The organism is Rhizobium sp. X9 (assembly GCF_018873185.1).
Lineage (GTDB): Bacteria > Pseudomonadota > Alphaproteobacteria > Rhizobiales > Rhizobiaceae > Agrobacterium > Agrobacterium oryzihabitans.
This window is the reverse complement of the sequence record NZ_CP071312.1, coordinates 334,499-347,837: the sequence shown is the minus strand read 5'-3', so window position 1 is coordinate 347,837 and position 13,339 is coordinate 334,499. Positions and strand designations below refer to the sequence as shown.

The window sequence follows — 13,339 nt, the reverse complement described above, 5'->3', positions numbered from 1 at the left end:
TTCATCTCAGTGGAAGTTGCGGGAGATGACCTTTATCCGCTCCACCTCATCTTCATCATCGGCGGCAGGCGGCGGATGTTTCCTGTTTGCACGGTGATCTTCCGGTGGAATACCATGGTGAAACTCATCGCCACGCCCGTGCGGCAGGGGAAAGGAGTGGTTACGCTCACCCACGCTTGCCAGTGCCTCCGACAGATCAGTCAACCGGTGGGCGACCAGATGGACCACCTCGCCCTCCCGCTGGATCTTGCCGTAAATGCCGACCATGCCGGCGGACAGAACCACGCGCCGGTATTTTTCGAAGGTCTTGACCCAAAGGACAGCGTTGGCAATGCCTGTCTCATCCTCCAGCGTCATGAAGATCACGCCCTTTGCCGAGCCGGGGCGCTGGCGCACCAGCACCAGACCCGCCGTTTCCAGCCATGTGCCATCCCGCACACGCACCGCCTCCGCGCAGGTGACAATGCGGCGGCGGGAAAGGTCGCGCCGCAGGAAGGTCATGGGATGTTCGCGCAGGGTCAATCCGACATGACCGTAATCCTGCACCACCTCACCGCCATCCGCCATGGGCCTGAGCGCGACGGCCGGTTCCTGAAGCTCGTCAACGACAGCATTTTCCCGGCTGGCGGCGGCGGCGAAAAGCGGCAGCGGCTCATCCCGCAGGGCCTTGATGGCCCAGAGCGCCTCGCGTCTGGCAAGCGAAAGCGACGGTAGAAAGGCATCGGCTTCGGCCAGACAGACTAGGGCAGCGGCGGGAACACCCGCCCTTCGCCACAAATCGTCGACGGAGGCGAAAGGCCGATCCTGCCGGCCGGTGACGATATCGGCAGCATGTTTGTTGGAAAGCCCCTTCACCATGCGCAGGCCAAGCCGCACGGCAAACCGCTCCTCACCCTTGCCATTCTTCTTGCCCGTAGGCTCCAGCGTACAATCAAAACGGCTGTTATTGACGCAAACCGGGCGCACCTCCACGCCATGATCGCGCGCATCACGCACGATCTGCGCCGGGGCGTAAAACCCCATGGGTTGTGAATTGAGAAGCGCCGTACAGAAAATATCGGGATGATGGCATTTCAGCCATGAGGAGGCATAGGCGATCAGCGCGAAGGAGGCCGCATGGCTTTCAGGAAAACCATAGCTGCCGAACCCTTCCAGCTGCTTGAAGATGCGTTCGGCGAATTCTTGCTCATAACCGCGTTCCACCATGCCATCGATCATATCCTGCCGGAATTTGGAGATGGTGCCGACATTCTTGAAGGTCGCCATGGCGCGACGCAACTGATCCGCCTTCCCGGGGGAGAAACCGGCGCATTCGATGGCGACGCGCATCGCCTGCTCCTGAAACAGCGGCACGCCCAGCGTTTTGCCCAGCACGCCTCTCAATTCCTCTTTCGGATAATGTTCCTCTTCTTTTTTGTCACGGCGACGAAGATAGGGGTGCACCATATCGCCCTGAATGGGACCGGGACGAACGATGGCGACCTGAATGACGAGATCGTAGAATTTTGCCGGTTTCAGGCGTGGCAACATCGACATCTGCGCTCGGCTTTCGATCTGGAAGGTACCCAGCGTGTCGGCTTTCTGAATCATCTTGAAGGTTGCAGGATCGTCCTCCGGCATGGAGGTAAGGTCGTATTTTTTGCCATAGCGCTCTTCCAGAATGTTGAAACCGCGCTTCATGCAGGAGAGCATGCCGAGCGCCAGGCAATCCATCTTCATGAACTTGACGACATCGATATCGTCCTTGTCCCATTCGATGATCTGCCGGTCATCCATGGCGGCGGGTTCGATCGGCACCAGCTCGTCCAGCCGGTCATGGGTCAGAACAAAGCCGCCCGGATGCTGGCTGTGATGGCGCGGCGTGCCGACAAGCTGGTTAGCCAGCTCGAAGGCGAGTTTCAGGCGTCTATCCTCCATATTGAGGTTCAGCTCCTGCACCTGTTTTTCACCCACCCCTTCGCTCCAGCGCCAGACCTGCGAGGACAGAAGTTTGGTCAAATCTTCCGGCAGGCCCAAAACCTTGCCGACATCGCGAAGCGCCCCGCGCCCGCGATAACGGGTGACGACCGAACAGAGCGCGGCCTTGTCGCGACCATAGGTGTCATAAACCCACTGGATGACCTCTTCGCGCCGCTGATGCTCGAAATCCACGTCGATGTCAGGCGGTTCGCGCCGTTCTTCCGAAACAAAACGTTCGAACAGGAGATCGACCTTGACGGGATCGATGGCAGTGATGCCGAGCACGTAACAGACCACCGAATTGGCGGCCGAGCCACGCCCCTGACAGAGAATATCCAGCGAGCGCGCATGGCGGACGATGGCATTCACCGTCAGGAAATAGGGCGCATATTCCAGCCTTCCGATCAGGCCAAGTTCATGATGCAACGCCCTTTTCACCTTCTCCGGCAGACCATCCGGATAACGCCCTGGCACCGCTTCCCAGACGAGCTTCTCCAGCGCCTGCTGCGCCGTTAGCCCCGGCAGGCTGCGCTCTTCAGGGTATTGATAGACCAGTTCTTTCAGCGAAAATTTACAGCGTTTCGCGATTTCGAGGCTGCGGGAGAGCGCTTCCGGGTAGCGGGCAAACAGCCGGTGCATCTCTTCCGGTGGTTTCATATAGCGGTCGGCATGGCGTTCGCGCCGGAAACCCGCCTCGTCGATGGTGCAATTATGCCGGATGCAGGTAACGACATCCTGCAGCATGCGCCGCTCAGGCACATGAAACAGTACGTCATTGGTCACCACTGTCGGCACACCAGCGGCTTCGGCCATCCCAGACAGTTCGAAAAGCCGCATCTGGTCGTTGGGCCGTCTTCTGAGGCTCAGCGCCATATAGGCCCGGTCCGCAAAAGCGGCTTTCAATCGCCGCAGGCGAAGCGCGCAGAGATCATCGGCGAGATCGGCGAGCAGCACTACGATCAGGCCTTCACCATAGGTCACGAGATCATCCCATGTCAGCCGGCATTTGCCTTTGCCTCCCCTTTTCTTGCCGACGGAAAGCAGCCGGCAAAGCCGCCCGTAAGCCGGGCGATCCATGGGATAGACAAGCACGGAAAGATCGTCATCCAGATCGAGGCGGCAGCCGATGATGAGCCGGATGCCGTGGTTGCTTGCCGCCTCATAAGCACGGGGAATGCCTGCAAGGCTGTTTCTGTCGACAATACCCAAAGCCTCGATGCCAAGGCGTTTGGCCTGTTCGAAAAGCTCCTCGCAGGAGCTTGCGCCGCGCAGGAAGGAAAAATGCGTGGTCACCTGCAGCTCGGCATAACGCGGCGTGCTCATGCGAAGACCCCATGGATGAACCAGCCCTGCGAACCCGTCTCGGCATGTTCGCCATCACCGGAGCGGAAAATCCAGAAACGCTCTCCGCTTTCGTTTTCCACCGTGAAATAATCGCGCACGGCCGCCTTTTCCCGGTCGCGTTTCCACCATTCGCCGAACACCCGTTCCGGCCCGTCGGCGCGCCGCACATTGTGGCGCACGCCCTTCCAGAGGAAATAACGCGGCGGGTGGTCGGGCAGCAGCGCCAGCGTCTCGATGGGTTCCGGCCTTGCAAAAAGCCTGACAGGGCGGGGCCAGTGGCCGGGCCAGCCGAGCGTATCCTCAGGCGCAAGCGCCGCCACGGGGGCAACGGAACGTTCCGGCACGTCGCTTGCCACCGCTGCATAACGATAGACCCTATGGCCGCGATTGAGGATGACATCCACCGTATCGGCGATGTCCGCACGGCCTTCCTCCAGAAGCGAGGAACGGGCCTGTACAGCCACAAGCGGCTCGGCCTGGGTGGCGGTCAGCACCATCATCTCGATGCCGAAGCCGGGATCGATGGTGTCGATCCGGTCGGTCAGGAGCCGAACCAGCTGTTTGACATCGCGCACCGGTCTAGAGGTGCCGGCCCGCACCGCCTGCAGGCCGCTATCCACCCGGTGCAGCACCAGATCGACGCGACGTGCACCGAGGCCGCGTTTTTCAAGCGCTGCGCAAAGGCCTGCAACAAGCTTCTGCGTATAACGGGCAATCGTCTCCGCCGCCGCAATCGGCTCGGGAAAGGCGCGCCGTACCTCCACCAGCTCGGCCACGCGCACCGGTTCTATGGGTTCGCCGATCTCCCCGAAAGCCTGGGAAAGGCGACGGACGAGTTCCGGGCCGAAACGCAGGGTAAGCGGCGCCCGCGGAGCCTCGGCAAGCTCGCCGATGGTACGGAAGCCGAGCACCTTCAAGCCTGACACGATACGCTCCTCCAGCCGGAGTGCGGAAAGCGGCAATCCACTGATCACCGTCCGCTGGGCACCCGGCGGCACGATGCTGATTTCCTCACGGCCGAAACGGGCAAGGGCATGGGCCGCTCCCCAGCTATCGGCAATGGCGGCGCGGGCTGCAAAACCGGCGGCATGCAGGCGGTTGACCATGCCGCTCAGCATCAGCGTCTCATTGCCGTGCAGATGGTCTGCCCCCGCCGTATCAAGCACCAACCCGTCCGGTGGATCGGCGGCGACGATCGGGGCGTAGATACGCAGGAAGTGAAATGCGAGCTGCTGCAGGGCGCGGGCATCGGCGCCCGCATCCAGATTTTCGACGAGAAGGCCGGGCACCAGCGCCTGCGCCTTGCTGACCGGCGTGCCGGGCCGGATGCCCGCCGCCTTTGCCGCCTTGTCGAGCGCCAGCACCAGCCGGCGGCTGCCCTGGCGGCCGATCATGACCAGCGGCTTTTCAACCGGCGGCGCGTCCTTGCCCGAAAGACGCCGGAAGCGATCCGTCGGCCATGTCGGCAGGTAGAGCGAGACGACCCTTTGCATCACAGGCTTCCACTTCAAATTCGGCACTTTCGCCGCCGCGACATCGCAAAAGTTCCAGAAACCAGCGCGGCCTGCCCACACCCGGCACCGGCAAGGGTGAAGAGGGCCGGACCGCGACACGCCAGCGGGTCACCGCCGCCGTCGGCTCGCCGAACAGCGCCGCATCGGCCGCGCGCCGGAAACGGCGGATGGCGATGCCGGTAACACCAGAGGTTTCCGCCGCCAGTTGCAGCCGCCGCGAGGCATTCATCGGCAACTTCGCCAATTCACCCATCACCGCGCCGAAACCATTGCAGCGCAAGCCCTCCTCGAAACAGTCGAGCACGCCTTTTTCATCGCGGCATTCAACGATGATGACCCGGTTCTGCGACAGCCCGGCCTGCGTCAATCCCGGCATGAACAGATCTCGCCGGGTCACGCACCATAAAACTTTGCCGGACAGCCTTGCTGCCACACCGGCCGCAAAAAGGGCCGCCGCCGCACCATCGGCAGCGCCATTGCCGCCGCCGCTCACCTCATGCAGGCAACCGAGTTTCAGCCCGCCTCCCGGCAGGTGATGGTCGATGGCATCCACGCCGAAAGGCAAGGTCTCGTGCAGGCGCTGAGGGCCGTTACCGATCCTTTCCAGCCTTTCACGCAGCTCTTCGACAACGAGCAACTGGTCCGCGCGCTTTTGCATGGCATGACGGGTTTCAATTCCGGTTATTCATCACTATTGTTCTTGTTTTGTTCCTATTTCAGCAAAGAGTCAAGCAACAGACTGCCGCTCATCAACAGTTTGCACGGGAAGAGAGGATTCTGGCCTTGCAGCGCCTCGTCCCGCCGTTAAAACGGAATTGTTCGCTCGCTGCCGTTCTTCTCAAGAGGACCGATGTGACACGGACATCAGGGTTTTGGAGGAAACCGCCGATGATCGCCAGCATTCTGATTGCCGTGGTTGCGGCCATCCATCTTTACATCGTCATTCTGGAAATGCTGCTGTGGGAAAAGCCCGCCGGCCGCAGGGCCTTCGGTCTTTCGGCAGATTTCGCCCGGCAGACGAAAATGCTGGCCGCCAATCAGGGGCTTTATAACGGGTTTCTGGCCGCCGGGCTGGTCTATGGGCTGATCCAGGGCGATGAAGGGCTGAGCTTCAAGGTCTTCTTTCTTGCCTGCGTTCTGGTGGCCGGAATTTTTGGCGCCATCACCGCCAATATGAAAATCCTGTTCATTCAGGCGCTGCCCGCCCTTGTGACGCTCGGCTTGCTCTGGATCGGAGTATGAACATGACCGCATGGAACGACCACCAAGCCAAAGACGCCCTCAACCGGATATTCATGGCGGCAGTCGCGAGCGCCGATCCTGCAAAGATGCTGCAACGCCACCTACCTTCTCCGCCCAAGGGCAGATGCGTGGTGGTGGGCGCGGGCAAAGCCTCGGCCGCCATGGCCGCAGCGCTGGAAGCGGCATGGCCGCATGTCGATCTTTCCGGTGTGGTGGTGACGCGTTACGGCCATGCTGTCCCGACCACACGCATCGAGATCATCGAAGCATCGCATCCGGTGCCTGACGATATGAGCGCGGAAGCGGCAAAACGCATTCTCGCCGCCGTTGAGGGGCTGACGGCAGACGACATGGTGATCGCTCTGATTTCCGGCGGCGGTTCGGCGCTGATGGTCGCCCCCGCCGAAGGCATGACGCTTGCGGACAAGATGGCCGTCAATCGCGCCCTGCTTGCCAGCGGCGCGACGATTTCCGAAATGAACGCCGTCCGCAAGCACCTCTCCCGCATCAAGGGTGGACGGCTGGCGCTGGCAGCCAAACCGGCCAAGGTGGTGTCGCTGCTGATTTCCGATGTGCCGGGCGACGACCCCTCCGAAATTGCCTCCGGCCCGACGGTTGCCGATCCGAGCGACATTAAAACCGTGCGGGAAATCGTCTCACGCTATGAACTCGACCTTCCCGAAACGGTGCGCAAAGTACTGGAAAAAGGTGAGGAAACACCGAAGGCCGGCGATATCGACGAGGATGTCAGGATGATCGCGGCGCCCTCGCTCGCCCTGCAGGCGGCGGCTGATGAGGCCGTCAGGCTCGGCCTTACACCACTCATCCTCGGCGATTCCCTTGAAGGCGAATCCAAGGATGTCGGCGCCGTCATGGCCGGTATCGCACTGTCCGCCAGCCGCAAGGGTCTGCCGCTCAAAGGCCCGGCCGTGCTGCTTTCCGGCGGTGAAACCACGGTGACAATCGGCAAGGGGCCCGCCGGCAAGGGGGGCCGCAACACGGAATTCCTGCTGAGCCTTGCACTGACGCTGAAGGGCGCAGAGGGCATATGGGCCATTGCCGGCGACAGCGACGGCATTGACGGTGTTGAGGATGCGGCCGGCGCGCTGGTGACGCCGGATACGCTGATGCGCATGCGCGAGGCCGGCGCTGATCCGCGTCAGTCGCTCGTGACCCACGATAGCTATACCGCTTTCAAGGCAGCCGGCGATCTTGTGGTGACGGGTCCGACGCTGACGAATGTGAATGATATCAGGGCGATTTTGATCGGGTGAGAGGCGGAAAACATGCTGGCGTGATGCTGGCCTCCGCAAACGTAAATGCATCTGGCGCTGCGCTGCGACTCGCTTCCCTCTCGCGGGGAGAGGGCAGGGCGGCAATGCGTACCCTCATTTCATTGTCTCACGGCGACCTCAAGGCGCCTTGATCGCCTTCTGCGTCCGGTCCTTACCAACCTCGATCACGTGGCGCATGGCCTTCACCGCGGCATCGGCATCCCGAGCCGCAATGGCGTGCACGATGCGCAGGTGATTGGAGGCAATTTCGGCAATGGTGCCGGGCGAGGCTGCCGGTGACGAAAGCTGGAAGGATATGGCGAGTGCCGCCTCGATGAGCCCGCTTGCCGAACGCATGAAGGGATTGCCGGACATATGTGCGACGGCAAGGTGGAATTCGAGATCGACCTTGGCGATGGTCTCCGGCGTATGTTTCGGATTGTCGAACTTGGCGGCGATCACGTAGAGGGAAACGATATCGTCATTCGAGGCCTGCAGGGCCGCAGCGGCAGCGGCGGCCGGTTCGAGCGCGAGGCGGATTTCCGCCAGATGCGTGACGAATTCCTCGTCTATGCCGGCTTCGCAGCGCCAGCCCAACACATCCGGGTCGAAGAAGTTCCAGCTTGAACGGTCGAGAACGCGGGTGCCGACCTTGGCCTTGGGTTCCACCAGCCGCTTGGCCGCCAGCGTCTTCATGGTTTCACGCAGCACGGTGCGCGAGACCCCGAAACGCAAGGACAGTTCGGCATCATTGGGCAGGAGCGAACCTTCCGCTATTCTGCCCGAAACGATGGCGCTGCCGAGTTCGGAGACCACATGGGCGTGGCTGTTCCGGCGTTTTCGTCCGCTTATCGTCGTTTCGAGCAGCCCCAAGCAAGCCTCCGTTTGCAATTATGCCGGATGCGGTCCGGCCAGTCTCCTGTTTGAATACCAGATGATTGCGCGCTGCAACACGATGAAGACGAAAAGCAGCACGCCGATGACGATTTTCGTCCACCAGGAAGAAAGCGTTCCATCAAAGACGATGTAAGTCTGGATCAACCCCTGGATGAGAAGGCCGATAAAGGTTCCCGCCACCAGCCCCGTGCCGCCGGTCAGAAGCGTGCCGCCGATGACGACGGCAGCGATGGCGTCGAGTTCAACCCCCACCGTCGCCAGCGAATAGCCCGACGAGGTGTAGAGCGTGTAGACGATGCCGGCGAGACCGGAGAGAAAACCGGAAAGCGCATAGATGCCGATCGTCGTTGACCCGATCGGTACGCCCATCAGTTCGGCCGATTGCGGGTTGCCGCCCAGTGCATAGACATTGGCGCCGAAGCGGGTGCGGCTGGCGATCAGCATGCCGGCGGCAAAGACGAGAAGCATCACCATCGCAAGCGCCGTCAGTCTGCCACCGCCGGGAAAGCGGTAATAAAAGCCCTGTATCGCATCGATGAAGGGATGCGAGATCGGCACGGATTGCGTCGAAATGAGATAGGCGGCACCACGCGCCAGGAACATGCCCGCCAGCGTCACCACGAAAGGCGGGATGGCGAGGAAGCGGATCATCGCCCCCATCAGGCAGCCGAACAGTGTCGAGACCACCAGCACGATGGCGAAGGCGAGAAGCGGGTGGATATTATAGGTGCCGACCATGACGGCGACGAAGACGCTGGTAAAGGCGATGACCGATCCGATGGACAGATCGATGCCGCCCGACAGGATGACGAAGGTCATGCCGACGGCGGCGATGCCAAGAAAGGCATTGTCGGTCAGAAGATTGCCGATCACCCGTGTCGACAGGATCGCCGGATATTGCAGCACGCAGAGAAGATAGGCGATGACGAAGATCGTCAGCGTGGTGAGGAAAGGAAGGTTGCGGCTGTGGATCATCGCGCGGTTCCTTCCTTGGTCATGCTGCTGGCGGCGGCCGGTTTCGGGTGCGGCTTCGGCGTTCTGACGAAGCCCAGAACCGTCATGATCGCCGGTGATTGCAGCGTCAGAACCACCATGATGATGCCTGCCTTGATGATGAGGTTGAATTCCGGCGGGAAACCGGAGACCAGAATACCGGTATTGATGGTCTGGATGATGAGTGCGCCGATGAGCGAGGCGGTGATGGAGAAGCGGCCGCCATTCAGCGAGGTGCCGCCGATCACCACTGCCAATATGGCGTCCAGTTCCAGCCACAGCCCGGCATTGTTGGCATCCGCGCCACGAATATCTGCGGTTACGATCAAGCCGGCGATGGCCGCGCAAAGGCCGGAAACGGCATAGACGAAAAACAGCAGGAAGCGTGCGCGAACCCCGGCGAGCGCTGCCGCACGGCGATTGATGCCGGTCGCCTCGATCAGGAAACCGAGCGCGCTCTTGCGCACCAGAAGGCCAATCAGCAGCGCGGCCGCCACCCAGATGATGACGGGTAGCGGAATACCCGCGAGCGAGCCGGAGCCGATGGCGGAGAAACCGTCATTATTGAAGGTGAGAATGACACCTTCCGTGATCAGTTGGGCGATGCCGCGCCCCGCCACCATCAGGATCAGGGTGGCGATGATCGGCTGTATGTCGAGCAGGGCGACCAGCACCCCGTTCCACAACCCGCAGGCAATGCCCACCGCCAGCGAGACGACGATGACAGAGGGGATGGAATGGCCATTGCTGATGAGCGTGGCGGCAACCGCTCCGCAAATGGCGATGACCGCGCCGATCGACAGATCGATGCCTTTGGTGGCGATGACGAGCGTCATGCCGATGGTCAGCAGCGCCACGGGGGCAGCACGCACGAGGATGTCCATCAGGCTGCCATAGAGCCTGCCATTCTGGAACGAAACATGCAGAAAGCCCGGCGAAACGATTGTAATCGCTGCCAGAATGACGAAGAGGGCGATAAGCTGGGGAGCAAGCCTTTTCAGGCGTCGTGTCACAGCCACCATCATGCCGCCGCCTCCGTTCTGGCCGCATCCGCGATGGCCCGCATGATGTTATCGGCCGTCACCTCGCCGCCCTTCAATTCGCTGACATGCCGACGGTCGGACAAAACGACGACCCGGTGGGCAACGGCTGTAAGTTCCTCCAGTTCGGATGAGATGACGATGAGCGACATGCCCTCGGTACAGAGTTTTTCGATCATCTTGAGGATTTCCGCATGTGCGCCGATATCGATGCCTCGGGTGGGCTCGTCGAGGATCAGAAGCCGGGGTTGGGTGGCGAGCCAGCGCGCCAGAATGGCCTTCTGCTGGTTGCCGCCGGACAGGAACTTTATCGGCCGGTCAGGATCGGCAGGGCGGATATCGAGCGATTTGATGAAGCTTTCAGCCAGTTCAGCCTTCTGCCTTCGGGAAAGCGGACGCGCCCAGCCCTGACGCGCCTGAAGCGCCAGCGCAATATTGTCCGTCACCGAAAAATCGCCGATGATGCCGTCCGACTTGCGCTCTTCCGGGCAGAAACCGAACCCCGCTGAGATCGCGGCTTCGGGAGACGAAATCGCCGCCGCTTTTCCGTCGATCATCGCCATGCCGGTATCGGGTCGGTCGATGCCGAAGAGCAGGAAAGCGGTTTCCGTCCGTCCCGAGCCCAAAAGGCCGGCGACGCCGACGATCTCTCCCGGTCGGATGCCGAGATCGAAGGGGGCGATGCTGCCGCGTTTGCCGTAACCTTCGAAACGGATCGGCGGCTCGCCCTCGGCAACCGTATCGTCGGTCGCCTGGTGTTCGTGTGTGATGTGCTGAAGCTCGCGGCCCAGCATCATTGAAATCAGTTCGGACCTCGGCAGGCTGCCGATGTCGCGTGTGCCGACAAGGCGGCCGTTGCGCAGCACCGTCACCCGGTCGGCGATATCATAGACCTGATTGAGGAAGTGGGTGATGATGACGATGCCGATGCCGCGCGCGCGCAGGTTTTTCAAAACCCCGAACAGCATCTCGACCTCATGGGCATCAAGGCTGGCGGTGGGTTCGTCCAGCACCAGCACCTTGCCGGAAAGATCGACGGCTCGGGCAATGGCGATGATCTGCCGGATGGCGACGGAATAGCTGGAAAGCAGCGCGTTGACGTCAATGGAAAGCCCGTATTGGGCAAGCAGCGCCTGCGAATTCTTCTGCATCGTGCTGCGGTCGATAAGTCCGAAGCGGCGCGGCTGGCGGCCAAGAAACAGGTTTTCGGCCACCGTCAGGTTTTCGAGAAGGTTCACTTCCTGATAGACCGTGCCGATGCCAAGCGACTGCGCTTCACCCACATTGGCGGGCGAAATCTCTGCGCCTTCCAGAAAGATCGAACCGCTGTCGCGGTGATAAACCCCGGTCAGGATCTTGATCAGCGTCGATTTGCCCGCGCCGTTTTCACCCAGCAATGCGTGGATTTCACCCCGCCGGAGCGAGAAATCAACGCCGTCCAGCGCCGTGATCCCGAGAAAGGATTTGCCGATGGAGCGTGCTTCCAGAAGTGGTGCGGTTTCGGGCATGAGCAGTTCCGTATCGAAATGGGTCTCGTATCAAGTGGAATGAGCACGTAGGGGGCGGCTTGTTTTCTTCTCCCCGCCGGGGAGAAGGTGGCCCGAAGGGGCGGATGAGGGGGCTAGCTCTCGGTCTATCGCTACTACCCTTGCCCCCTCATCCCGCTGCCGCGGACTTCTCCCCGGCGGGGAGAAGAACAAGCGGCGTCCGCCCGCTTCATACGCGATCATTCTACAGACTGAATCCGAGAAGTTTCCCTCTCTTCAGCAAAAAGAAACGGCGCGAACGACGCGCCGTTCCTCCGAAGACATGGCTCAGTACCCCAGGCCCTTCTTCGCCTCGTAGACCTTCATCGGGTCGTCGGATGCCGTGTAGAGCTTGGATTCGGTCTGAATCCACTTCGCCGGCTCCTTTTTGTCTTTCAGGTAGGCTTCAAGCGCGTCGAAGGCGGGGCCGGCCATATCCGGCGTCAGTTCCACCGTCGCATTGGCCTCGCCATCCGCCATGGCCTTGAAAATGTCAGGCACCGCGTCGATGGAGACGATCTTGATGTCGGTTCCGGGCTTCAGGCCGGCTTCCTTGATCGCCTGGATGGCGCCGACGGCCATGTCGTCATTATGGGCATAGACAGCACAGATATCCTTGCCGCCGCCCTCGGCCTTGATGAAGCTTTCCATCACTTCCTTGCCCTTGGTGCGGGTGAAGTCACCCGTCTGCGAGCGCACGATCTTGATATTGGCATGGGATGCAATGGCATCCTCGAAGCCCTTCTTGCGGTTAATGGCAGGCGAGGAGCCTGTCGTGCCCTGCAATTCGACGACCTTGCAATCCTTGGAGCCGACATCCTTGACCAGCCACTCGCCGGCAACCTTGCCTTCATGCACCTGATCGGAAGTGACGGCGGTCAGATAAAGATCGTCCGGCGCTTCGATCTGGCGATCGAGCAGGATGACGGGGATTTTTTCTTCCTTAGCTTCCTTCAAAACGGCGTCCCAGCCGGTCGCGACGACAGGCGCGATCAGGATCGCATCGACGCCCTGCGCGATGAAGCCGCGAACGGCCTTGATCTGGTTTTCCTGCTTTTGCTGGGCGTCGGCGAATTTCAGCGTGACACCGCGCTTTTCGGCCTGCTGTTTGGTGACGGTTGTCTCAGCCGCACGCCATCCGGATTCAGAGCCGATCTGCGAGAAGCCTACGGTGAGCGATTGCGCGGAAACACTGGATGCAAGGCATGCGGAGACGGCGACAGTGAATGCCGCAAGAGCTTTTCTCATCTTATCCTCCCAGAGATGATGTCAGCGTGACGCGGCAGTATGAGCATATAGTAATACTCTTGAAAAGGGGTTTTTTAGCAGTTTCGTAATTAGCGTCATGTCGGTTTTGTCGGTATTTTATCATAAAATACGATGAATCAACGGGTTGTATGTCTATTTTCCGGCTGATTCAGGTTCAAAAATGCGCCGCCGACGCGCCTCGATCCAGCTTGACAGGTCACGGCAGCATCAAATAGTAATATAAATAGAAATTCAGCTTGTGACGGAGTGCCGGGCCACGGGCCGGCTGCAATCCGGTAAAG

At 60.9% G+C, this 13,339-nt stretch carries 10 protein-coding genes; 2 read left to right on the top strand and 8 right to left on the bottom strand.

The window, feature by feature from the left end; translation table 11 throughout:
• Nucleotides 1-6: 6 nt before the first annotated feature.
• Genes JZY08_RS16625 through JZY08_RS16615 form a run of 3 tightly spaced genes read right to left on the bottom strand, consistent with a single transcriptional unit; the run spans nt 7 to nt 5,475 of the window.
• Complete coding sequence (locus JZY08_RS16625; RefSeq protein ID WP_216332633.1) at nt 7-3,282, bottom strand: error-prone DNA polymerase; 3,276 nt, start codon at nt 3,280-3,282, stop codon at nt 7-9.
• The gene (locus tag JZY08_RS16620) at nt 3,279-4,796 is read right to left on the bottom strand and encodes a DNA polymerase Y family protein (RefSeq protein ID WP_216332631.1); all 1,518 of its coding nucleotides are present in this window, start codon (nt 4,794-4,796) and stop codon (nt 3,279-3,281) included. The genes JZY08_RS16625 and JZY08_RS16620 overlap by 4 nt, the downstream gene beginning before the upstream one ends.
• Entirely contained in the window at nt 4,711-5,475 is a 765-nt protein-coding gene (locus JZY08_RS16615; protein ID WP_216332629.1) for an ImuA family protein, read from the bottom strand. Before JZY08_RS16615 ends, JZY08_RS16620 begins: the two co-directional genes overlap by 86 nt.
• Before the next feature lie 230 nt (nt 5,476-5,705).
• On the opposite strand from JZY08_RS16615, the gene JZY08_RS16610 reads away from it, so the two are divergent.
• Nucleotides 5,706-6,059: a DUF1304 domain-containing protein gene (locus JZY08_RS16610; RefSeq protein ID WP_216332627.1), complete on the top strand. Its 354-nt coding sequence runs from the start codon at nt 5,706-5,708 to the stop codon at nt 6,057-6,059.
• 2 nt (nt 6,060-6,061) lie between these two features.
• Nucleotides 6,062-7,333, top strand: coding sequence for a glycerate kinase (locus tag JZY08_RS16605; RefSeq protein WP_216332625.1), 1,272 nt, complete (start codon nt 6,062-6,064; stop codon nt 7,331-7,333).
• A gap of 138 nt (nt 7,334-7,471) precedes the next feature.
• On the opposite strand, the gene JZY08_RS16600 is transcribed toward JZY08_RS16605, so the two are convergent.
• From JZY08_RS16600 to ytfQ, 5 genes are all read right to left on the bottom strand, one after another.
• Nucleotides 7,472-8,206, bottom strand: a complete 735-nt coding sequence (locus JZY08_RS16600; protein ID WP_035220762.1) for a FadR/GntR family transcriptional regulator — start codon at nt 8,204-8,206, stop codon at nt 7,472-7,474.
• Nucleotides 8,207-8,224: 18 nt separating this feature from the next.
• The gene (yjfF, locus tag JZY08_RS16595) at nt 8,225-9,205 is read right to left on the bottom strand and encodes a galactofuranose ABC transporter, permease protein YjfF (protein ID WP_082185813.1); all 981 of its coding nucleotides are present in this window, start codon (nt 9,203-9,205) and stop codon (nt 8,225-8,227) included.
• Nucleotides 9,202-10,245, bottom strand: coding sequence for an ABC transporter permease (locus JZY08_RS16590; protein ID WP_216333433.1), 1,044 nt, complete (start codon nt 10,243-10,245; stop codon nt 9,202-9,204). The genes yjfF and JZY08_RS16590 overlap by 4 nt, the downstream gene beginning before the upstream one ends.
• Nucleotides 10,245-11,771, bottom strand: a complete 1,527-nt coding sequence (locus tag JZY08_RS16585; RefSeq protein ID WP_216332623.1) for a sugar ABC transporter ATP-binding protein — start codon at nt 11,769-11,771, stop codon at nt 10,245-10,247. The genes JZY08_RS16590 and JZY08_RS16585 overlap by 1 nt, the downstream gene beginning before the upstream one ends.
• Nucleotides 11,772-12,077: 306 nt before the next feature.
• Nucleotides 12,078-13,037 carry a galactofuranose ABC transporter, galactofuranose-binding protein YtfQ gene (ytfQ, locus tag JZY08_RS16580; protein WP_003500963.1) on the bottom strand — a complete coding sequence of 320 codons (960 nt, stop codon included), beginning with the start codon at nt 13,035-13,037 and terminating at the stop codon, nt 12,078-12,080.
• Nucleotides 13,038-13,339 lie beyond the last annotated feature (302 nt).

Coding starts and splice junctions, on each gene's coding strand:
- JZY08_RS16625 (WP_216332633.1), bottom strand. CDS start 3,282: ATGAGCACGCCGCGTTATGCCGAGCTGCAGGTGACCACGCATTTTTCC.
- JZY08_RS16620 (WP_216332631.1), bottom strand. CDS start 4,796: ATGCAAAGGGTCGTCTCGCTCTACCTGCCGACATGGCCGACGGATCGC.
- JZY08_RS16615 (WP_216332629.1), bottom strand. CDS start 5,475: ATGCAAAAGCGCGCGGACCAGTTGCTCGTTGTCGAAGAGCTGCGTGAA.
- JZY08_RS16610 (WP_216332627.1), top strand. CDS start 5,706: ATGATCGCCAGCATTCTGATTGCCGTGGTTGCGGCCATCCATCTTTAC.
- JZY08_RS16605 (WP_216332625.1), top strand. CDS start 6,062: ATGACCGCATGGAACGACCACCAAGCCAAAGACGCCCTCAACCGGATA.
- yjfF (WP_082185813.1), bottom strand. CDS start 9,205: ATGATCCACAGCCGCAACCTTCCTTTCCTCACCACGCTGACGATCTTC.
- JZY08_RS16590 (WP_216333433.1), bottom strand. CDS start 10,245: ATGGTGGCTGTGACACGACGCCTGAAAAGGCTTGCTCCCCAGCTTATC.
- JZY08_RS16585 (WP_216332623.1), bottom strand. CDS start 11,771: ATGCCCGAAACCGCACCACTTCTGGAAGCACGCTCCATCGGCAAATCC.
- ytfQ (WP_003500963.1), bottom strand. CDS start 13,037: ATGAGAAAAGCTCTTGCGGCATTCACTGTCGCCGTCTCCGCATGCCTT.